Annotated in this window: 12 protein-coding genes and 1 other annotated feature; of the genes, 6 read left to right on the top strand and 6 right to left on the bottom strand. The window is 35.9% G+C overall.

Annotated features, from left to right (window positions below):
* Positions 1-11 precede the first annotated feature (11 nt).
* The 3 genes from COJ46_RS15475 to proC all read right to left on the bottom strand — a co-directional run bounded on the left by COJ46_RS15475 (position 12) and on the right by proC (position 4,398).
* On the bottom strand, positions 12-1,202 hold the full coding sequence (locus tag COJ46_RS15475) for a Ger(x)C family spore germination protein (protein ID WP_098566048.1): 1,191 nt from the start codon (positions 1,200-1,202) through the stop codon (positions 12-14).
* Positions 1,199-2,794 carry a spore germination protein gene (locus COJ46_RS15480; protein WP_098566049.1) on the bottom strand — a complete coding sequence of 532 codons (1,596 nt, stop codon included), beginning with the start codon at positions 2,792-2,794 and terminating at the stop codon, positions 1,199-1,201. The genes COJ46_RS15475 and COJ46_RS15480 overlap by 4 nt, the downstream gene beginning before the upstream one ends.
* Before the next feature lie 782 nt (positions 2,795-3,576).
* Positions 3,577-4,398: a pyrroline-5-carboxylate reductase gene (gene proC, locus COJ46_RS15485; RefSeq protein ID WP_097973354.1), complete on the bottom strand. Its 822-nt coding sequence runs from the start codon at positions 4,396-4,398 to the stop codon at positions 3,577-3,579.
* Positions 4,399-4,789: 391 nt separating this feature from the next.
* Positions 4,790-5,002: a binding site (T-box leader), on the top strand.
* A gap of 103 nt (positions 5,003-5,105) precedes the next feature.
* On the opposite strand from proC, the gene proB reads away from it, so the two are divergent.
* The 5 genes from proB (at position 5,106) to COJ46_RS15510 (ending at position 10,216) form a co-directional block, all read left to right on the top strand.
* Complete coding sequence (gene proB / locus COJ46_RS15490) at positions 5,106-6,215, top strand: glutamate 5-kinase (RefSeq protein ID WP_098566050.1); 1,110 nt, start codon at positions 5,106-5,108, stop codon at positions 6,213-6,215.
* Positions 6,216-6,375: 160 nt separating this feature from the next.
* The gene (locus tag COJ46_RS15495; protein WP_097973351.1) at positions 6,376-7,623 is read left to right on the top strand and encodes a glutamate-5-semialdehyde dehydrogenase; all 1,248 of its coding nucleotides are present in this window, start codon (positions 6,376-6,378) and stop codon (positions 7,621-7,623) included.
* 248 nt (positions 7,624-7,871) lie between these two features.
* Complete coding sequence (locus COJ46_RS15500; protein ID WP_098566051.1) at positions 7,872-8,489, top strand: recombinase family protein; 618 nt, start codon at positions 7,872-7,874, stop codon at positions 8,487-8,489.
* A complete protein-coding gene (locus tag COJ46_RS15505; RefSeq protein WP_098566052.1) occupies positions 8,413-9,147 on the top strand; it encodes a recombinase zinc beta ribbon domain-containing protein in 735 nt (244 codons plus the stop codon). Before COJ46_RS15500 ends, COJ46_RS15505 begins: the two co-directional genes overlap by 77 nt.
* 367 nt (positions 9,148-9,514) lie before the next feature.
* Positions 9,515-10,216, top strand: coding sequence for a UTP--glucose-1-phosphate uridylyltransferase (locus COJ46_RS15510; RefSeq protein WP_286133399.1), 702 nt, complete (start codon positions 9,515-9,517; stop codon positions 10,214-10,216).
* On the opposite strand, the gene COJ46_RS15515 is transcribed toward COJ46_RS15510, so the two are convergent.
* The 3 genes from COJ46_RS15515 to COJ46_RS15525 all read right to left on the bottom strand — a co-directional run bounded on the left by COJ46_RS15515 (position 10,203) and on the right by COJ46_RS15525 (position 20,772).
* Positions 10,203-18,272: a glycoside hydrolase family 94 protein gene (locus COJ46_RS15515; protein WP_098566053.1), complete on the bottom strand. Its 8,070-nt coding sequence runs from the start codon at positions 18,270-18,272 to the stop codon at positions 10,203-10,205. The two genes, COJ46_RS15510 and COJ46_RS15515, sit on opposite strands and share 14 nt — an antisense overlap.
* Before the next feature lie 240 nt (positions 18,273-18,512).
* Positions 18,513-19,898, bottom strand: a complete 1,386-nt coding sequence (gene rlmD, locus COJ46_RS15520) for a 23S rRNA (uracil(1939)-C(5))-methyltransferase RlmD (protein WP_098566054.1) — start codon at positions 19,896-19,898, stop codon at positions 18,513-18,515.
* A 13-nt stretch (positions 19,899-19,911) separates the two neighbouring features.
* A complete protein-coding gene (locus COJ46_RS15525) occupies positions 19,912-20,772 on the bottom strand; it encodes a DNA-3-methyladenine glycosylase family protein (protein ID WP_098566055.1) in 861 nt (286 codons plus the stop codon).
* Between the two features lie 636 nt (positions 20,773-21,408).
* Between COJ46_RS15525 and COJ46_RS15530 the strand changes: the two genes are divergently transcribed.
* Positions 21,409-24,138 (top strand): bifunctional glycosyltransferase/CDP-glycerol:glycerophosphate glycerophosphotransferase, encoded by a 2,730-nt coding sequence (locus COJ46_RS15530; RefSeq protein ID WP_098566056.1) that lies wholly within the window; start codon positions 21,409-21,411, stop codon positions 24,136-24,138.
* The last annotated feature ends 35 nt before the right edge of the window (positions 24,139-24,173 follow it).

Below are 24,173 nucleotides of genomic sequence, written 5' to 3' on the forward strand. Positions count from 1 at the left end.
CATTTGCCTCCTTATTTTTTTATTTCATTTTGCTTTACCTGCAAAGATGGTCCGGTCAGACCTACTCGCCGAATAGTCAGTTTTGCATGGACAGAGACCTGTACTTTTGAAAACTGTTTGTCCCACTCCTTCTTTAGTACTTTCCATTTGGATGGATTACTTTGATGAATAGCTTCTCCCAAGCCAAAGATATCGGTTCCGAATTGTTTTTGAACCTTTTCGATTGTCTGGAGAGCTTGTTTTTCGACCTTTTTTTCCAGTACATGTTCTAAAAAGGTAAGGTTTTTAGGCTGCGTAATATCTAAATTCGTATTGTTCTCCTGAATGGTTCCTTCACCAGAAAGAACAATGTCACACTTGATGGTGTTCCCGTGAATACTGGGCTTTATTTTACTCGCGATTTTTGTCATATATAAACTGGCATTTCCATTCCCCTGTGGGACAGTTTCTGTAATAGTCTGTTTACTCAAACGATTAGCCACCCAAAGTGTGATTGATTCTTCCTGATTATTTAAATATCCTATCAATTTAAGGTCTTTATTAAAAACCGCTCCACCTACATATTGAAATTCTTTGACACCCGGTTGATCTTGGTCATTAGAACTAGGGATCAATTTAATAACGGGTAGGATAGGGTTGATTCCATCACTAGCACCGGCAATAAGAAAATTTACTAAAGAACTGTCTCCTAATCCACCCGATTGCGCATGTTCTTTTTGTGCCCCAATTGCCGGGATATTTTCTAAAGGTGAAGATGCTTCCAGAAACTCTTTTGCAGAACTTCCTTTTACTACGAGCGCATCTGCTCGTAATCTAATATCAGGATCGCGGCTATAGTTATCTAATACATTAGCAAGACCTTGTCTAGCTAATGGTTCTCCAATCAAAATCACACGATGATGCCCTCGAAAGACTTCTCTTGACAATTTTGTTTGCATCTTTTGTACAGCTTCAAGTGTGTCCCTTCCAGTACCCGATTCTATAAAAAACGGTTTTCCTGAATCACTTCTTCCACTCTGGCCCATCCCCATCATTGAAGGTATAATAAATTGAGCGCTGACTTCAAGCTTGTTATTTTTCGCTTGATCAAGCCCCAAACCTAACTCTATTGCCAGGTCGTTTAACTCGGTACGATCCCAACAGCCCGTCAAGAAAAATAAAGAAACGATCAACATCATACAAAGTAACTTGTGCTTGCTCATTCTGTCTCTTTCCCCCGTTTCGGACCTGGTTGTTGTCCATCTGGAATACGCGTTTTATCCTCACCTGAAATCATTAATGGACGACGAGTCATATTCCACCGAGGTGTTCGGAGTAAAACGTCCTTCAAATCGCGAGGAATCTGAGGAGCAACCGGACTTAGATAAGGAATACCAAAAGAACGAATGTTTGTAAGATGGATCACAATCGCAATGGTGCTTATAGCAATGCCATACAGCCCAAGCATCCCTGCCAATATCAACATCGGAAAGCGTAACATACGATAGGCTGTTCCCAAGTTGTAGCGTGGAAAAGCAAACGACGCAATACCAGTTGTAGCCACAACAATGACCAATGGTGCCGAAATAATGCCTGCTTGCACAGCAGCTTGTCCGATGACAAGTGCTCCCACGATACTAACTGCTGATCCAATCGGCTTTGGCAATCGAACGCCTGCTTCCCTCAAACCCTCAAACAAAAATTCCATCATCAGTGCTTCTATGACAGCCGGGAAAGGTATGCTTTCTCGCGCCGATGCAATACTAATAAGTAGATTTGTTGGGATCAATTTCGGATGAAAGGTTGTAATCGCAACGTAGAGGGAAGGAAGAAATAAAGAAACATTGATTAAAATAAAACGTATCCATCGAACAAAGGTTGTGTAAATGGATCGTTCATAATAATCCTCCGCTGCTTGTAGACCTGTCCAGAATGTCATAGGAACGATCAGAACGAATGGTGTGTTATCTACTAAAATAGCGATTTTCCCTTCTAATAGGCTTGCACACACTGCATCCGGCCGCTCGGTATTCTGAATTTGAGGAAAGGGAGAAAAAGGTTGGTCCTCGATAAACTCTTCAATGAAGGCTGACTCTAATACCCCATCAATTTTAATTCGCTCGACCCGTTGTCGTACTTCCTCCAATACCGAATCTGGAGCAATTCCCTCAATGTAAGCAATAACCACATCTGTCTGAGATAAATCCCCAATCGTATAGGGTTCCATTTTTAGTCTTGGGCTCCGAATTCTTCGACGAAGAAGGCTCGTATTGACTCTTAACGTTTCTGTAAAACCATCACGAGGCCCACGAACAGAGATTTCGGCAGATGGTTCTTCAATACTACGTTTTTCAAACCCTTTTAAATCAGCAACTAGAGCTTGATTCTCCCCGTATGTTAGAATGACGATATTAGCTTTCATTACTTCATCTATAACCTCACGAACCTTTGAAACCGTCTTTATTTGAGAAACAGCGATAAGCCGATCATGGATGATATCCCCTATTGAGTCCACACTCTTTAGTCCATTAGGCATTCCTTCGTACATCATTGGTTTTAAAACAACCTGATCCAATGTTTTTGTATCCACTAATCCATCTATATAAATTAGAAGCATTTTGGTTTGCCCATTTACGAGAATTGGACGAAAAACAATATCGGAACAATTCTCAAAAACTTGTTTCAAAAGCTCTTCATTCACGTATATATTCTGTTCGAGTTCACAATCTTGACCATTTTGGAGCAGTATGTCGGAGGAATCAAGTTCTTGAATATCCTTTTTTAAACGCTTTATATTACGATTTTTTTTCATCATACCACCTCAAGACATATGTTTTATAAAGGATGTCTTCTTATTTTGCTATTTTGAATATGTTAGTTGATTACAACTCCAGGTGGCTCTTTAAAGTTAAAATTATTTATTTTAAAAATTTCAACAAGAAAATACACCCTAGACATCTTTCTTATTGTCCCCACCTACACAAGAAAATTATTCAAGTATTTCTGTAAGTAAGTTAGTTAACCTACAAATTAGGAACCTAACCTTGCTGTTTCTTTAATTTAAGTACCTTTGAAATAGTGTTTGGTCAACTTTTTATAATGTCCTAAACAACAAATAAACCACCTTTCCTTAGGTGGCTAAAACATATCTTTCGATGAGTATTCTTCTCTTCATAACTAAACAAAACATCATTACTCTCACTCTGCTACCCAAAATGAACAGCATTACCTTTTCAACATACTTTATTTTGGGCCTGCTGCCTTTTTTTGTTCAGAAATAATAAACTCTTGCTATTTATCCACCCTCTCACCTTTTTTAGCAAAACATCATAATTTTCAGAGTAAAGGATTGGTAAAAAAATAGGGAAAAGGATTGAGGTGACTACGTACGATCCTTTTTCCTTTTCCCAACTCTTTCCTTTTATCAGTTGTTTATTCTGATTTTAGCAAAGAATTATTTAATCTATCAAAAGTTTTTTTGTTGTTAAAACTTTAAAGTGAGTTGCGCCACGCACTCCACATGTGTCGACTGTAATTGACAACACAATAGATGTTGGTGTTCGTTCAAAACTGAACAAAAAATCGCCTTTTTTTGTTTTACATATGTTTTATGAGACTGGATAGTTCAACAGACTTTTGCGTACAACGCTTTATAGCTGAAATGATAGCTGTTCTTAAGCCTTTTTCCTCTAATATTGCTACAGCTTCTATTGTCGTTCCACCTGGAGAACAAACCATGTCTTTCAATGCACCTGGATGTATTCCCGTTTCCAGTACCATTTTTGCAGAGCCTAATACAGCTTGAGCTGCGAATTTATATGCTTGATTTCTTGGCATACCATCTAATACAGCAGCATCTGCCATGGCTTCTATAAACATATATACATATGCTGGAGAAGAACCACTTACAGATGTTACAACATCCATTAATTTTTCGTTTACTATCTCTGTTTGGCCAAAACTATTAAAAATGTTCAGTATATCCTCTAAATCTTTTTCTGTAACCATTTCATTAGGACATAACGCAGACATTCCTTCTCCAACAAGAGCAGGTGTATTAGGCATTACTCTTACAACCTTTAACTTTTTATTAAAAGCTTCCTCAGTACTTTTAATGCTTTTTCCTGCAGCGATAGTTACGACTATAACATCGTTTTTTATCTGTTCGTTTATTTCGTTAATTACTGATGAGTATAGGTCTGGTTTGATAGATAAAATTAAAATGTCAGCATTTTTAGCTACCTCATTGTTGTCAGTAGTTGTAGTTATACCATATTTTTTACTAGCATTTTTTAAATTTGTATGGTTTAAATCTGAACAAATTATTTTATCCGGAGGCACTATATTTTTGGTTATCATCCCACCAATCATAGCTATCCCCATATTTCCGCATCCAATGAATCCAATTTGTTTATCCATATTTACTCAATTTTGCTCCTTCTAAAATAAATTATATCGGTTTGAAATTATTATTCTGAAAAAACTAATAATATCCCATGCAATATAAAAAAACATTTTAAGAGAGTACATTGTTTTTTGCAATATAAAAAAATTTAGAAATCAGTTTTATTCTGTATGAAACGCGTAATTTCTAAATAATTTAGTATCTTTGTTATATATTAACTAATCAAATTTTAAATCATGTTGAAGATTAGTAAACATCACTATTAACAACGTAATGAATATAAAAAACTTATGTTTAGACATGAATTTCACTTTATGCTAAGAGATATTTAGAAAATTAATTTAATTTAAAAAATGACTCTTGACATAAAAACGCACTATATTGCATAATGTATAAAAATCAAATTGAAAATCGTCGAAGGGAACTAGTACATATATCTTCTTGCGAAAGAGAGTGGAATTCACCGGCTGAAAGATTCCTCGTATAGAAAATATGGAACCTATCCCTGAGTCTTAAACGAAAGTTTAGGCGTATACCTTCGTTATAGGTGTCAAGCGGATATATATATTTATATCAATAAAGGTGGTACCGCGGAACAATGATCGTTTCGTCCTTTTTATTAAGGGCGAAGCGGTCATTTTTATTTTGCTCTTTATTGCTAAATAGCATGTTAGAAGTTTAATTTACAAAAAAATTCGCATTTAGAATAGGAGGTACAAAAGTGAAAAAACAGCGAATTGTCGTGAAAATTGGAAGCAGTTCCTTGGCAGTTAATCATGAAGGTATCTCTGAGGAACAGCTTTCTGATCATGTTGCTGCTTTGGCGCAATTGAAACAGGAAGGACATGAAGTGTTGCTGGTTACATCTGGGGCAATTGCTGCAGGTTTTTCTGCTCTTGGGTATCCAAGTCGACCTGTAACAATTAAAGGGAAGCAGGCTGCCGCGGCTGTAGGACAAAGTCTGTTAATGCAGGCGTATACGGAGGAATTCCGTAAATATGGTATCGTTACCGCGCAGCTTTTGCTGACGAGAACTGATTTTTCTAGAAAAGATCAATACAGTAATGCATATGCCACTTTAGAAGAGCTACTAAATCGTTCCTCTCTTCCAATAATCAATGAAAATGATTCAATTTCTTTAGAGGAGCTCACTTTTGGTGATAATGATATGCTGTCAGCTTTAGTGAGTGGGCTTGTTTCGGCGGATATGCTCATGATTTTTACAGATGTGAACGGTTTATATGATCAAAACCCTCAGAAAAATGCGGATGCGAAAAAGTATTATTTCCTCCCTGAGGTTACGGAAGAAATTGCTTCTCTTGCTGAAGATGCGGGCTCAAAACTTGGAACTGGCGGTATGAGATCAAAAATCGATGCTGCAAAGACGGCACTATCTCTTGGAGTGAGTGTATTTATCGGAACAGGATCTGGACAGGAGAAGTTTTTAGATGTTTTGAAGGGTAAAGGTGATGGAACGTATATCGGTAATGCTCCTCAAAAAGTGATTAAGATGAACAAGCAATGGATCGCGCTACATTCGCTTGTTAGTGGACAAATTGAAGTAGATGCTGGGGCAGCCTCTGCCATCATTCATCATGGAAAAAGTCTTCTTCCTGCTGGTGTTACTAATGTGTCTGGGTTCTTTCGAGCGGGCGAAGTTGTGGAGGTCATTACACAACAAGGACTCTTGATAGGGAAAGGTCAGTGTAGATATAGTGCAGAGGAACTACAGGATATAAAAGGGATGCAGAGTCACGTCATTCAGGCTCAAGGCGTAAGAGATAGCTATGAAGTCATTCATAGGGATAATTGGGTTTCATTTAAAGAATAGAGAGGATCCGTTCAAGTGAAGAGGGCGAAATCCTCCGTCCTAAATCTGATTGATACACCTAATATCTATGTAAAAGAGTCTTGGATAATCGTTCCAAGTTGTCAAAGTTAAACATGCCTCAAGTTTTTATATTTTGAATCTTTAAAAGGAGGAAATGAAGATGAATGAAGTATTAGAAAAGGGACAAAAAGCGAAAAAGATAGCTGGAGAACTTGTTCTAAAATCCACAGTTCAAAAAAACAAGGCACTTGCTGCGATTGCGGATCAATTGATAATAGAAATACCCTATATTTTGGAGGAGAACAAAAGAGATATTGAAGTAGGTAAAGCAAAAGGAATGTCTGCTTCTATACTTGACCGCCTTACGCTGAATGAACAGCGCATTATTGATATGACAGAGGGTATCCGGCAGCTAATTAATTTGCGTGATCCTGTTGGAGAATGTGTAACCACATGGGAAAGACCGAATGGATTGTCTATTCAAGAAATGCGTGTGCCACTAGGTGTTGTCGGGATGATTTACGAAGCGCGACCGAATGTAACTGTTGATGCGGCCACAATTTGCTTGAAAACAGGAAACGCAGTGATCTTGCGTGGCAGTTCTTCCGCTACTTATTCTAACAAAGCCATCGTAGCTGTCATTCACCGAGCTCTTAAACAAACGAGCTTGCCTCCAGAAAGCGTACAGCTCATTGAAGATACGTCGCGATATAGTGCAAAGCAGCTGTTTACGTTAAATGAGTATTTGGATGTTCTTATCCCAAGAGGTGGCAAACAGCTAATAGATACTGTAGTGAGAGAAGCGTCTGTTCCTGTATTGGAAACAGGTGCGGGAAATTGTCACATTTTCATTGATGAAACAGCGGATAAACAGATGGCATTTGATATTATTATAAATGCAAAAACACAGCGACCATCTGTATGTAATGCAATTGAAACAATTATACTTCATGAGGAGTGGGCGCACCGATTTGGTACCGAGCTCTTTTCTTCCTTAAAGGAAAAAGGAGTAGAGCTACGTGGAGATAAGAAGGCACTGGCTATCGATTCTTCTATTGTACCTGCTTCAGAAGAAGACTGGGGAACTGAATTTTTGTCTCTCACGCTGGCAGTCAAAATGGTCTCCTCTGTAGAAGAAGCTATTAACCACATCAATACTTATGGATCCATGCATTCCGAAGCAATTATTACAGAAAGGGAAGAAAGTGTGAACAAGTTTTTCACGTCCGTAGATGCCGCGGCGCTCTACCATAATGCTTCGACTCGCTTTACTGATGGTTTTGAATTCGGCTTTGGTGCAGAAATCGGCATCAGTACGCAAAAGCTACATGTAAGGGGACCAATGGGACTTCCTGCATTGACTTCTACAAAATACGTGATTCGTGGAAATGGACAAATTCGGAGATAAGGAATGTAGGGAAAGAGGCAAATCCTTATGATGATCATAAACGTCAAGTAACTCCAAAATATACAATAAAAGTTGATTTTAGAGTTATTTTTTGTTTTCTTCACTTTTTTTCGGCACTCTGCATCTAGACAGATGATTAATTCTGGTTGAGATTATGTTGCAAAGATTAATAAACTTGATATTAATTATTCAAATCCTGATGGATAAAAATATTTGTAGAAGTAATCCTACAAGATTATAAAACTAATATGCCATCCTTTTCTAGATTAGCTCGTAACGGCAAGTTATCATATGAGTTACGGGACATCTGCTTGCAAAATAATATTCATATTGTATGCCTAGATAAGTCAATCAATACCATTACCGGGGACGTTCAAAACTTTGGATTGTATGCTTGGCTTTATGAAATCGAGTCAGATAACAGCAGTAAAAGAAATAAGGTAGCCAAACGCACAAAAGCTAACAGAGGGTTATTTGTAGGTTCTAATCCACCTTATGGATACTATTCTGACAACGGTAAGCTAAAAATTCGTGAAGATAACACACCAGAAATTGTTAGACGAATCTTTAGAGAATACTTGGATGGAAAAGGAATGGATTCAATAGCAAAAAGATTCACAGCAGAAAAAGTTCCTACACCTTCACAAATTGCTAATAAGTCTAATGCATCACCTTTATGGCACGCTACTACTATTAAGAATATCTTAAACAATCAACATTACTGTGGTGACCTTGTTCAAAACAGAACAGAAACAATCTCAGTAACGACAACAAAACGAAGAACTCTTGATGTATGTAGCCCAAGCTTCAATTCAAGAAAACACTCACGAGCCGATCATCTCAAAGGAGACTTTTCAGGCAGTTAAAAAAATGCTTCAAACTAGAACACGTACAAGTACTGCTCCAAAAAGCCATTTGTTCACTAATGTATTGTTCTGTGAAAATTGCCAAAAAGGAATGTGGTACAAGGCAAATCAAAAAGGGTATAGTTGCGGAGGTAATATTAAGTACGGTGATCCTTTCTGTTTAAATAGAGTTGTTATCCGTGAGAAAGAACTAAAACACATTATCCTAGAGGATCTACAGGAGTTATTCCATTCCATTCAAGATGATGAGTTTATAAAGAGTTTACACAAAAGATTGGATCAAAAGAAGGTTTCGATTTCAAACGAACTAACAAAAATCAAAAATAAAGCAAATAAATTACGTTCTAGAAAGAGAGATTACCTTGATATGTACGCTGACCAAATTATATCTCGAGAAGAACTGGTTGAATATAGAAAGCAGATAGACCAGAAAGTAGCTGAACTCGAAACAGCCAAGATTGAGTATCAAGAAAAGTTTGAAGAGTGCGAAAGTGAGAACTATGCAATTGATTTAGGAAAAAAGCTTAAAGACGTTTCATTACTAGATGATTTAACTCCTCAAATCTTGCACTCTTTGGTGAATAAAATAACCTGTAGCATTGAAGGTAATCTACGTATTTATTACAACTTTGTAAATCCTTTCGAAGAACAAGAATAGGCAACAACCACAAGGGTTAGTTGCCTTCTTTTAAAATGAGTTGCGAGATACACTCCACGTGTGCAGTATGCGTTATCATATCTCTATATCAATTTTTATTATATATCCTCACAAACCCTTTAAAATCATTCACACTAATTAACCGACCCTCATCCCTTCGATTTACCCATTTTATTTTAAAATTACCATTAAATGTTGTTATAGTTATGTACTTCCATAGACTAAATGGTTAGGTAAATAGTTTGCAAATAAAAAATACTAAAGGCAGCATAAACGAGCGATTGAGGATCATTTTGATAAATCATTAGAATTAGAGCTTTTATTAGAAAACTTTGGAAAAATAAATACACTTAAAATTATTCAAGATATCTCAACACTTGCGGATATTCACAATGTTCGTCAAAAAGAGCCATTCGGACTTGGCCACGCCATTTTATGTGCAAAAAAATTTATTGGAAATGAGCCATTCGCTGTGTTGCTAGGCGATGACATTATAGATAGTAAAACGCCTGCATTAAAGCAAATGATTCATAAATATAATGAAGTACAACCAAGTATACTTGGTTGTAAGGAAGTTCCACTACAAGATGTAAACAAATATGGCATCGTAAATTATTCCAAGTTCAAGAAAGACATATTTAAAGTTAAAGGTCTTATCGAAAAACCAAATGTAGAATCTACCCCTTCTTCACAAGCCATTGTTGGGAGGTATATTTTAACTCCTACAATTTTTGAAATGCTAGAACAAATCAAACCAGATTTGAAAGGCGAATATCAATTAACAGAAGCCATTGATTTATTACTTACAAAAGAACCAGTCTTTTCTTATTTAATACAAGGAAATCGATATGATATAGGTGACAAATTTGGCTTTTTACAAGCATCGATTGATTTTGCTTTAAAGAGAACCGAACTTAAAAAACCGCTTGAAAAATATTTAAAAGAATTGGTATTAAAAGATGATAAATTAAGTGATTCTAAAAAAATAAATCTACTTATAAATTTTAAACAACTAAAAAGGAGTGCAAAAAATGCACTCCTTTTTTTATATTCAATTATATTACTTTAGAATATTGTATACCTACATAAACTACTACTTGATGATTTTCCCCATCATTTTCGAGAAATAAGTACTCGCTATTTTCTTGTTTTTTTCCATCAACTAACCATGTTGGTCCATCTTGGTTTTGGCCACAAAAAACCTCAATTGAATAGACCGAATCACCATATCTGTAATCAATACTAAATGAGTCCCACTCTATAGGAACACAAGGTTGTATATATAAACGATTTCCTCTACACTTGATTCCCAGAATATATTCTAGACCTGCTTGGTACATCCAACCAGAAGCACCTGTATACCATGACCAACCTCCACGTCCTTCATGTGGATTTGCTGTGTAGACATCGGCCGACATTACATATGGTTCATTTCCATATGTTTTAATATCACGAATATTTTTTGTATGTGAGATTGGGTTTAAAATAGAGAACAGATCAAATGCCTTATCACGACGATCTAAGATTGCCCAAGCTACAATTCCCCAAATAACTCCATGAGTATATTGCCCACCATTTTCTCGAATTCCAGGTGGGTAGCCTTGTATATACCCCGGACTTGGATATGTTTTATCAAATGCTTTTGTTAGTAAACGTGCCAGATTCAAATCTCGATCTACAAGTTCACGATCAAATGAGCGCATTGCTCTTTCCTGACGATCGATTGCTGTCCCGTTAGCAATAACTGACCAAGACTGGGCAATAGCATCAATTCGACACTCTGTATTCTCCATTGAGCCAAGCCATGTTCCTGCGTCAGTAAATGCACGGCGGAACCAAGTACCATCCCAAGCATTTTTATTCATATTTATTTCCAATTGAGCTACTTCATGTTCAAATTGCTTTACGATATCTTGTGAAAGGATACCCTCTTCAAATTTCAAAAACCTCTTTAAAATATCTAATAAAAACCAACCTAGCCACACACTTTCCCCACGTCCCTTAGCACCAATCCTACTCATTCCATCATTCCAGTCACCTATTCCCATTAATGGAATACCATGTTCACCAAACTTCAAAGAATGTTTAATCGCGCGTAGACAATGTTCTAGCACTGACCCCTTCTCATCAGACACAACAGTATCCTCATAGCGCTCCAATTCTCCTTCTTTTAGCACTTCACTATACAAAAATGGTACCTCTTTTTGGAGAATTTCTAGGTCTTCTGTCTGTTCTATGTAACGTGAAACAGCATATGGTAGCCACAGTAAATCGTCAGAAAACATCGTTCGAATTCCTTTGTGAGTTTCTTCATGCCACCAATGTTGAACATCACCTTCAAGGTACTGATGCGCTGCGTTTATAAGTATTTGGTTTTTTAATATTGTCGAATCAACATGTAAAAAGGCTAGTGAATCTTGCAATTGATCCCTATAACCAAATGCGCCTCCTGCCTGATAAAAAGCAGTGCGAGCCCATAATCGGCAACTAAGTGCTTGGTACAGAAGCCACCCATTCATCATTATATCCATCGCTCGATCAGGTGTTTTAACTTTCACTTGTCCAAGAGTACTCTCCCAGTACTTTTTAACGTTTGAAATTGTTTCTTCATACGCAGAAGGCCTTCCGTATTGCTGTACTAGTGAACACGCTTCTTGTTTGGAAGCTGCACAACCAAGCAATATGCTAATCGTCACTTCTTCGTTAGCTGGAAGTTCGATAACAGTTTGTACGGCCCCACAAGAATTTGAAAACACACCAGTTTTCTTGTTAAGTGTTTCTTCTAATAATGCTGTTGGACACTCTAATGTATTGCCCCGCCCAATAAATTCTGTACGGTCACTCGTCCAAGAATACGTATGATGAGATTTTGCTATCGTTTCTGGAAGCGCAATATGTATAAAACCAATCGCGTCACGAAACTTTTCTTGGTACTTGTTTTGTGCAAGTAGTGTACTATTTTCTAAATTCCATTCTGTAACAATGAATGGTGCTTGAGCCTCTCTAAGTACCCCTAGAACCCATTCAGCATAATACGTTATGGCTATCATCTTTAATTCATCACTTTTATTAAATAATCGAAGTCTAATAATTTTCAACGGATCATCTAACGGAACTGTTGTATCCATAGTAGAAACTACATCTCCATCAAGTTGTTCGAAACTACTATATCCCCTACCATGTATAACCTTATATGTTCGATCACCACCCGCAGGTTTTTGAGTAGCTGACCAAACTTGATTTGTTCCAAGATCTCTTATATAAAGACATTCACCAGGAGGATCGAGGACCGGATCATTATTCCAAGGCGTAAGTTTACATTCACGGGAATTTCGCCACCAACTATATCCAGTACCTAATTCAGTTAATAAGCATCCAAATCTTGGATTAGAAATTACATTACTCCATGGTCTAGGTAAATGCTCTCCGTTTTTTACAATCATTTGATACGCATGGCCATCATCGATAAAACTACCCCTACCATTAAAAAATTCACCAATAGGGATACTAATCGCTTGCTTCTCGTGTTGTATTTGTTTTGAAACCTTGATTTTCCGTAATGGATGTAAATCTTTTTCTAATAGACGTAATTGTGCACGTAAACTTGGCCCTCCAGCTTTCAATACTACTCGGGCAACAGCTAAGAGTAAATTTCTTTCATCCTCTGACAACTGGGTTGACTTCAATACAACAATTCGATTCATGTGATAGATTCCACGAGAAATAAGATTTTCATTTAAAGTCCTCATGAACTGATCTTGATAATTGCCAATTGTCTCATCTAATACCACAAAATCAATAGCTAACCCCATCTTCACTAAATATTGATGCTGACAAGCTAAAAGAGTAACAAAAGGCAAATCAGACTCTTTTTTGATGGAAACTAAAATAATTGGCGTGTCCCCACTAATACCAAGAGGCCATAAGGAAGATTGTCCCAATGTATTGTGTGAAATTGCCTCACTACGAATTTTTGTTAACGGTGGGTTAAATAGAAGTCTTCCCGCCAACACATTTGCATCAGTAGCTTGCTTAGGTGTTAAATTCAAATGTCTAAGATCAATTTGTGATCGTACCCAAGCCAAGTGGAATGCTCGATCAACTTGTTTAGAATCACTAAAGCGCTGTACAATTTCAAGCGCTTGTTCATGACTTTTTGTAACACCAGTAACAAAATAAATAGTAGCGGTCTCATTAGTTCCCAATTGTAATGAACGCCTCATTGAAAACGCCGGATCAACAACGGAACCAGTTGAACCCTTTAGATGTGAGTAAATACCTTTTGGTGTTTCAAGCGTATTACCACGACCTATAAATTCTGCCCGATCTGTTTCAAATTCGTAATCTCCTTTCTCACGTCCATCTACAAAAATTGTGTGAACTGCCCAGATTTCATCCTCCTCATCCTCTCGTGGACGACGCTTAGCTAGCAAACATTGTGCATTTTTATCGAAGCTAGTTTCAATAAAAAGCTTACTAAATGCTGGGTGTGCACTATCTGCAGACTGACTTGCTAGCGCTAATTCTAAGAAAGATGTTACTTCTAATGTACGATTTTCACTACTGTTGTTAACTATTTGAAGTCGTCGTATTTCTGCGTCAATCTCAGAAGATATCGTCAAATCAAGTTTATAAGATATCCCTTCTTTTGTTCCTTCATAAGTAGTTTTGTCAAAACGAAATTGTGTTTTCATATCCATCGTTGTCTCATATGGGAAACCTGATGTACTCCAAGTTTCTTCAGAGTTGACATCATGAATAAAAATAATTGGCCCAGAAGTTCCTGATACAGGATCTTCTTTCCATCTTGTGACAGCTAACCCATTCCATAAAATCATGCCTGTTCCATCGTTCGCGTTTACACTAGTTAATTGTCCATTTGACAAAACATTAACCTCTGGAATGGAGCTCGGCCCCGTAAAGGTACGTTCAGTGTCATCCAAATTACCATCAAATTCAGGAGCTTTTGCATCAATTCCTATTGGTTTTTCAATTAATGCTGCTTTTACTGGCACTCTTTCTTGGAGTAGCAAGTCCGCTGCACAAACTCGTGGATCATGGTGGAATCGGTTTACCATAATATCATCAGTCAATAAATTGACAAGGGTTAACATGCTCATACCTTGATGGTGTGCCATAAAGCTTTGTATTACTTTATATTCTTGCCCCTTAGGCATTCTAGCTTTTGTAAAATCAACAGCTTCATAAAATCCATATTCACCTTTTGCACCATATTCTTTAAATTTTTGAAGGGCCAAAAGAGCATCATCACCTGCATATGGAATAGCCATAATGGTTGCATAAGGTGCTAACACCAGATTTCGCTCTAAACCTCGTTCAAGTCCAAGCCCTGGAACACCGAATGCACGATATTGATAATTTAATTGATAATCAAACGCGTAATATCCGCTTTCTGATATACCAAACGGGAGTTGATATTTATCTGCATATTGACGTTGACGATCAATAGCTCCTCGATAAGTTGATTCCCAAATGGTATTTTTAAATGTCCGCATAATCAAGCTTGGCATCATGTACTCAAACATTGTTCCCGACCATGACAAAAGTGTCTTTTTCTTATTAAAAATTGTCATAGTACGAGCAAGTGTAAACCAGTGAGAAACGGGAATCTGGCCAAGTGCAATTCCTACGAAACTTGCTTGCCTAGCTTCTGAAGCAAGTAAATCGTATAGAATCGTATCTTTATGATTTGAGTCAACGTGATATCCAAGGCTAAACAAGCGTTCATCATTGTTATATAGGGATCTGAAATCTGTCAGTTCAATGAGTTGATTAATTTCAATAATAATATTTTCAATACGAGATTGAAATTCTTCTTCTCTCTTTTTCCATTCTATTAGTCCCTGTCTTACTACCATCATATAAGCAATAAAGTTTCCTGAATCGACAGTGGAAACATATCGAGGAGAAAGCGGCTTTGCAGAGCATGTATCATACCAGTTGAGTAGATGTCCATTCCATTTTTCCATATTAGAAATGGTTTTCATTGATAATTCGATTCGATCAAGCATTTTAGATGTATCAATAAAATCTAAATCACGAGCAGCTACAACACAAGTTAAATATAGTCCAATATTTGTTGGCGATGTTCGATGGGCAACGGTTTCATTCGATAGATACTGTACATTATCAGGTGGTAACCAAGATTCTTCTGACGTGACATATTTTTCATAGAACGACCAAATTTGAAATGCTAATTCCTTTAATTCATCACGTGCTTTATCCAACCAAACTCTACTTTCAACTTTTAACGGTCGATTAAATTGCTGTATGATTGGCCTTGCTAAAAACCACATAATTAGTTCCACAGTACCAAATATGTGATTTAAAGTACCTTTGGAAAACCATACCAATATACCAAACAATATAATTACTGCATATCCAATAGACTCGTACATAAAGACTCTTTTTGTAGCAGGATTGTTACTAGTCTTAGCAAACGTAACCCACTCTAGCAAATTACGTCGGCTAATGTATAGCCGGTAAAGAGTTCGTAAAGTAGCATCTACTACAAGAACCGATGTAAACGGCAATGTTACAAATTTAACCAGATTCTGCATAAAATTAATCTTTATTGCACGAATGCTTCCTCTCCCAATCGCACCTTGTAAAAGTGAAAAAAGAAAGGGAAGAAAAATAGTTAAAAGTACGATTGTTTCCCAAACCCAAGCTTTACCCGGTAATACACTAAATCCTAGTAAGGCTATTAGTAAAAGAGCTGGTGCAAGTAGACTGCGGCGCAAATTATCAATAATTTGCCATCGTGTTAATCCACATAAATCAACTCGTTTATTCTCACCATTACGATCTACACAATTATTTCCTAACCATTTGATAAGTTGCCAATCTCCTCGGATCCATCTATGCTCTCGACGTTGGAATGAATAAAAGGAACTCGGATACGACTCAACAACTTCAATATCAGAAGTTAGTCCTGCTCGAAGAAACCCACCCTCTAGTAGATCATGACTAAGTACATGATTATCCGGTATTCGATTTACCAAGGTTTTTTGAAATGATTCTACATCAAAAATACCTTTACCCACAAAAATTGCATGACCAAACAAATCTTGGTATACGTTTGATACGGCAAAAGAATACGGGTCAATTCCTGGCTCCCCTGCCCATAAAGAAGTAAAGCGAGACTTTTGTGTTGAGTCAAAACTCACGCCTACTCGTGGTTGTAATAATCCGAAACCTTCAATTACGCGTGTTTCATCTGCATTTAATCGAGGTCGATTATACGGGTAATGAATGGTACCAGCCATTCGGCCAACAACACCAATTGGTAATTGGGTATCTTGGTCTATTGTAAATACATATCGAATCTTCCTTAATATATCTTTATCTCCATGAATTGTTGTAAAACTAGAATTATCACTACCAGACAATAACTCAACAAACTCTACTATTTTTCCACGTTTCCTCTCCCATCCCATATAAAGATTGTCTGTTGGATTGTAAAGGCGGGATCTGTGAAATAAGAAAAATTTATCTTCCCCATATTCCTTACACAATGCATCGATCCTTGAAGTAACATGTGTCAATAGTTCATGATCTTCAGCTTTTGATTCAGTCAACGCATCCGTAAAATCACCTAAAATACCGAAATAAATATTTTTTTGACGATTTGCAAGATAATGAACTAAAAGTTGATCCACTACTTCATCTACATCTTTGGTGCTTGACCATATAACTGGAATAACGACCATTGTACTCGCATCTTCCGGAAGTTCTTCTGAATAATCAAACCTTAAAAGTTTTGTAGTGCGACTATATCGACAAATTAATTTATGGGCAATCGTTATAGCCCACTCACTAACAGGTAATATAAGAGCTACTATTATCGCTATCCACGATAAAGGTCGAAAGAATGCCCCAGCTGTTATCCATCCACCAGAGAGAAACAATATTCCTATAAACAATAAAGCTACAGTTGATAAATACAAATACAATGGTTGTTTTCGTAAAGATATTTGTGGAAGAATACGTGGTCTAGTTTTCTTCAAAAGTGCTTTACGTATTTCTATGTTTCCTTGGGCATCAAATAAATAATAATCAATATAAGCCTTTCTCGGCATTACATTTGTTTGATCTGGCTCTACTATTTTCGATTTGGCCAGATGTAGTGCTGTCTCAGCTACTAACATTTCTGGTACTTTTAACTGGTTTGCAATCTCTGCAACACGTCCACGAATTATGTCTCGACTGTCTAAATCTAAACTTTTATAATTGATAGTTGATGGATCAGTTAGTAAAAATTGTTCTAGATGTGAAATTTTTGTAAATGTTAATCTCCATGGCTGTCGCTCTAACTTATGTAAGCTTTGAACTAGATTCCCACACCTTACCTGCAAGTCCGCTTGCAATTGGTTCTCAAACGAAACAATCTGCTCCAGGCTAGATTCACTATTCTCTATGTGAGCTGCAAGCCAGTCATGAACGATATGCATATTTGGTTCCAATTCGCTCAAATGTCTTATTAAATGTACAATCTCAATTGGCCCAAACGGTTTTTTACGTGCTTCTCTATCCAATAAAATTCGAATTTTATCGTCTGATAACTTTGTTATTTTTTCAAGAATTGAAGTAATAGAATCACATATTTCGTGACGACGTTGTACTTCAACCATCGCTCCAGACAAACGGCGTATTAAAGTAACTCGCATAGCACTTGGCAAAGCCCAGCATTCTAGATCTTTTAGAACAGATACCTCTTGATAGGCCTTTATATACCCTTCAAATGAGTCGACCTCAAATCGACCACCCACATGCTCTAAGTAATCATTGCAAAGTGCATATATTCTTGGCATCCCAGTAGAATTTAATTTTGGTAGTTTATGTAGAGTTTCCCGTGGCAGCTTACTTAACACTTCTTGAGCTTGAGTCTCTATAAAATTAATGTGATCTAGGAGCCAGTCTTCCGCTGGTTGCCTACAATGCACTTTATTGTTACTCAGTTTTTCTGCAAACGTATGTAGATTAGCCATATCTTTTCGAAATCCTGGCCAATAACGAACAATTAAAAAATTGTTCACAAAAATTTCCTGAGTTAAAGCAAACTCACGTCCTCTTTCTTTTAATTGTTCATTACTAAGTATCATATAAACCTCCTATGTAACCCGAAAAATAGTCCATAGTGGTAAATATCCCCTAAATCCTTTTTTTTTATTTATGAAGATTAAACTTTTTGGAGCTAGAAGGATGAATTTTGAAAGGATAGAAGGAGTAAAAATTTTTGAATCTGAAAATCTAAAAAACTGACCCTAAAACACTTAAGTTTGGCAAATCTCTTAAAAGAAGAAAAAGGCAACGGATTAATTTCCGCTGCCTTTTATTTGGTATTATTTAGTTTTTATAACGAGTTGTGTAACGCACTCTACATGTGCAGTATGCGGAAACATATCAACAGGTTGCAAATACTTCACATCATAACTCTTACTCAATACCTTTAAATCCCTAGCTAAAGTAGAAGGATTACAAGAAACATATACTAATTTCTTCGGTTTAATCTTTAATACCGTATTCAAAAACTCCTCATCACAACCAGTTCTCGGTGGATCAGTAATAATAACATCTGGTTTCCAACCTTCTTGTAACCATTTCGGTAATACTTGTTCTGCTTTACCTGCTTCGTAATGAGTATTTGTAAAGCCATGGCTTAGGGCATTTGTTTTCGCATCGATGATTGCTTCTTTCGTTACGTCCATGCCTCGAACTTCTTTTGCGTCTTTTGCTAGCCATAGTCCGATTGTCCCTACTCCACAATAAGCATCTACGACTTTTTCTGTTCCGGTAAGTGCCGCTGCTTTTTTGACTTCATCATATAGTTTAACTGTTTGTTCGGGATTTAATTGGAAAAACGCTCTCGCCGATAGTTCGAATGATAAGTCCCCAAGCTTTTCTTCAATTACTTCTTCACCTGATAAATAGACCGTTTCACGACCAAAAATCACTGAAGTCATTTGATTATTAATGTTTTGCATTAAGCTTGTCACTTCAGGAATTCGTTTTTTAATTTCACTGATTAGTTCATCTTTCTGAGGAAAATCTTTCGTTCCAGTTACAAGTACTAATTGGATTTGGCCTGTACGTAAACCAACTCGCGCTACGATTGTTCGGATTACCCCTTTATTCTTTCGTTCATTATAAACAGGGATATTTAAACGAGTTAAAATTTTCTTCACTTTTCCTGTAATTTTATTTAAATCCTCATGTTGGATCGGGCAATGGCCGATATCGACAACATTGTGAGAGTTTTGTGTATATAGTCCAGCGATGATTTTATTTTTTTCTAGCCCTGCTTGTAGCTGACTTTTGTTGCGGTAATTCCAAGGATTTTCCATACCGATCGTTTCTTTAATTGGTGTTTTTTCTAGTAAATCTTTCGCATACTTTTCCATTGCTTGGATGACAATGTCGCGTTTATATCGAAGTTGTCCTTCATAAGATGCATGTTGAATTTGACAACCACCACATTTTTCGTAGATTTTACAAGTCGGCTCTACGCGATCTGGTGATGCTTTTCGAATGCGCTGAATTTTCCCTTCAGCAAAGCCGTCACGAACATTCGTTACCTCTGCTACTACTTCCTCACCAGGTAATGCTCCCTTAATGAAGACTACTTGTCTTTTGAAGTAACCTACCCCCTCACCATTTATCCCAATTCGTTTAATTGTTAAAGGAAAGGATTGTCCTACTTCTAATTTATTTTCTAACTGATTGCTCATATATACAACTCCATTATTCTATGCTCTTCCAAAGATAAAGGGCCGCGTAGCTTCCAAACGGAGAAACCTGCTCTTTTACATAATCCATTATTTCTTTTGAAGGCTTTTCATCTAAATTTAAAAGCTTTTGAAGTGCGATTTGAATTCCAACATCACCAACTGGGAAAATATCTTTTCGACCTAGACCAAATAATAAGAAGTTTTCAACTGTCCAAGGACCGACTCCCTTAAGCTTGATTAACTCTTTTGAAATTTCCTCTGATGATAATGTCCGATAATCTTGATGACTTAAATCTCCCTCACTCCAAGCTTTAGCAATTCCAATCATATATTCAGCTTTTCTCGTACTAAGCTGCAAATCTCTTAACTCATCTATTGTTAATTTAGCAATTATTTCAGGAGATGGAAAAAACCACGAATTACCAATTCTTTCACCGTACATTCGAACAAATCGTTTTGTTACTTGGATTGCAAATGTACGCTGTATTTGTTGATGAATAATACATGTAATTAAACAGGCAAAAGGATCATTTGAAACGGTAATTGGTGTATGTCCAAAAAGGTCAATTAGAGGAGAAATTGTAGTTTGTCTTAAATGATGATGTAGCTCATCAAATTCTGTTTGCCATTGCAAAATAGTCGCAACTTCTTCGAGAATTTTCTCTTTATTTTCATGATCACTAATGACTTCAAACTGAACCGGAACATCATTTATTTTTTTAACCTTTACAACTGCTTGATCCCCATCAATATACAGTGGAATGCTTAACCGCTTTTCAGCAGAATGCACTGTAAATGTAGGCTCATGCTCTAATCTCTTTAACACTTCTTCCCATTGATATGGTGTTTCTAAAGCAACCTCTTCCTTCCACATTCACCTGATCCTCCTTAATTACTCTGAAGTGTATTATAGCATAACAAGTACCTCTTAAGAAAATTTGTGACAAACGCAAAAAAACTAGAGAATGTACTCTAGTTAAGGTGTGCAAAAAGTTTTAAAAATTTGATTATCAGACTGATTGCAAGTGCTTGTCTTCCGAGGCGCGAAGCCCGGTAATGAGCAACGCAGACAGGCGAAGCAACGAAGAAAGCGGGCGCTTGTCAACAGTCTGAAACGCAAAAAAAGCTTGGGGACTAGTCAAGCTTTCTTTGACATATTAAATTTTAAGGGAATGGGGAAACTTTCAAGTCTAATCAGGTTTCAAAACTGATCAAATATCACTACAGCGGTGTTGATATTTGCTATACTTAAATGATAACGATTATCATTATCAAAGTAAAGTCTTGAATAAAAATAATTTGATTCTTTTTTCTATTCTTTATACAGCTACTCTCTCAAAACTATTCACATCTACTCTCTTCTTCCAAAATATCTCTATTAATAATTGGAAATAATACAAGTACGATACCTACTTACCATTCGTAAATTATGTTCTTTCGAAGACGCATTAGGTTATAATTTATGATAAACTATTTAATTGAAAGTAGAGACTAGTGAGGTAAGACTATTATGGAAAAAGCAAAAGTTAGTGTAGTCGTTGTTGCACATAATCATGAAGATGTCTTAAAAGATTGCCTAAACAGTATACAAGGTCAATCATTAACTGATATTGAAACGATTATTATAGACAACGGTTCATCTGATAATAGTAAAGAAATAATTGAGAAATATTCAAATTCACATAAAAATATCCGCTTCATATCATTAGAACTAATGACAAAAAACAAAGCTCGTAACATTGGATTACATGAAGCTACTGGAGAATTTGTGGCATTTATCGATGCGGATGATCTTGTTAATCCTTCAGCCTATGAAAATTTATATAACAGTGCAATAAAGGATCATACTGATATTGCTTTAGGAAATATACAATTATTCAATGGTACAAGAAAATGGGAGCACCATGAATTAAAATCAATCATAAAAAAAGATTTACCAACATTACGTGAGTTTCATAAACATCCAGAGCTTTTGTTAAATCCTTCTATTAAAAATATGATTATTAAAAGAAGTTTGATACTCGACAATGAATTGCAATTCAATGAGCTTTTAACAGAACAACAAGATTTATTATTTACTCAACAATCTTTTATTTGTTCAAATAAAGTTTATGTGACCTCAGATATCGTCATAAAAGTGAGAGATTTAACAAACAGTGATGTTATTAAACAAACTAGTACGTTAGAATTTTTTGATAACCTTCTCGTTACTCAAACTGAATTAATAAACTATTATAATCTGAAAGATATCACCTCTCATTACTCACATGTTGAGAAAAAATTATGGGATTATTATTTAACGTCTTTACTGACAAAGGCATATTATTTCCCTAAAGAACAGTACAATGAACTTTTAAGGATTTCATCGGATTTTGCTAAAAACTTATCTGAAAATCTAATGGAAAATAATACTTCTAAAATTAGTAAAGTATTTTATACTATTTTTCTTAATCAAAATCCAGAAGAATTTCATTTATTGATGACTCTATTATCAGATCGTACTTTACAAAAAGGAGCAGTGATGATAGAGGGAAAATATTATCATTATTTTGCAAAGTATTTTCCGAAATATAAAGAATACCTAGAAATTAAGGAATTTAATTTACATCAAAAAATTGAAATTCTTTCGTTACGAGGTGACCGTTTGCAAGTTGGTGGCTTCGCATTTATCGAGGAAATTAATAATTTAGATTCTATTAAGGAATTACAGTTTAAAAATAAATCAAATGGTCAGCTAATTACAGTTACACTTGAAACTCTTGAGCGTTCTGATTTGTCCTATCTTTTCTCAAAAAATAGTATTAATTATAGCGATGGTGGCTATAAAACAACTACAATTGAGTTAAGTAAAATTTTACCTGATGGCGATTATGAAGTGTTTATTTCAGTAAAAGTTGGAGATATTTCATTAAAAAAACCACTTCATATTTTCTATTTTTCAACAAAGGCAAATTCAAAACCAGCAACAACTAAAACACATAGTATCGTACCCTATTTTCCAAAGAAAAATTTACACATTCGGATCAAAAAAACAGGTCTATTTGGAAAATTAAAAACAAAAATCCAAAAATCATTCCGTGATATCGTTTATGAATTTGGGTTACTTGTACTAAGAAGAGAATGGAAGTCATTCCTTATTTTTTATCTTTACCGTTTAACACAAAGATACTATCGAAATAAGCATATTTGGTTAATTGGAGAACGAAAAGATACGGCACAAGATAATTCATACCATTTATTCAAGTACATTCAAAAAAATAAAATAAGAGATAACTGTTATTACTTGATTGATAAAAAGGCAAAGGATTACGAATATATAAAAGAATTCGGAAACATTGTACAATATGGAAGCTTAAAGCACACACTTTATTTATTAACTTGTGATAAAACAATTAATGCCTATTCAGAGCGTGCCAACATGTACACACACGAGTACTTACAAGTTTTAAAGTGTCATCCTGAGTGGCAGCAAAATCAAAAAATTCTTATTCAACATGGCGTTATTGGAGTAAGTCGTGTAAATCATGTACTGAATAAAAATCGAATGGGCTATTCACTGTTTATCGTTTCATCTGATTTTGAAAAGGATCATATTGTTAACGAATTCGGTTATGCTGAAAATGAAGTGGCCGTTACTGGATTGGCTAGATGGGATGCGCTTGAAAATACAGGAAATGGCAAAACCATTTTAATCATGCCAACATGGAGAAACTGGAATAAAAGTACTCAGCAATTAATGAACTCTGAATACTTTAACCGTTATTTTTCTTTACTTAGTAATCCCGAATTACATCAAATCTTAGAAAAGAATGATTTAAATATTATTTTCTATCCGCACTACCAGACTCAAATTTATATGAAGGATGTTCCGGATTTCCATAAAAGAATAAAAACGATCCGTCAAGGTGAAGAGACTGTCCAATCTCTATTAAAAAGATCAGATTTATTAATCACTGATTACTCAACAGTTTCATTTGATTTTTCATATATGGAAAAACCAGTTATTTTCTATCAGTTTGACTATAAGCGATTTTATTATGAGCATTACAACCAAGGACCAATTACACAAGACTTACTTTTTGGAGAAGTTGTATCTGAAGAAGAGCAAGTTCTTAACGGAATAAAAAAATTCGCTAATAAAGATAAACAGTTCCTAGAAAATACAGTTGAAAATCCATTTGTCATCAAAACACCTAAGCAACATGCTAAACTAAACTACGAAGCAATCGCAAACCGTTAAAAAACTCGTCCTTAAAGAGTAAAAAAGCTAATGAT

This window comes from Bacillus sp. AFS077874, from assembly GCF_002566505.1.
Classification (GTDB): Bacteria; Bacillota; Bacilli; order Bacillales; family Bacillaceae_G; genus Gottfriedia.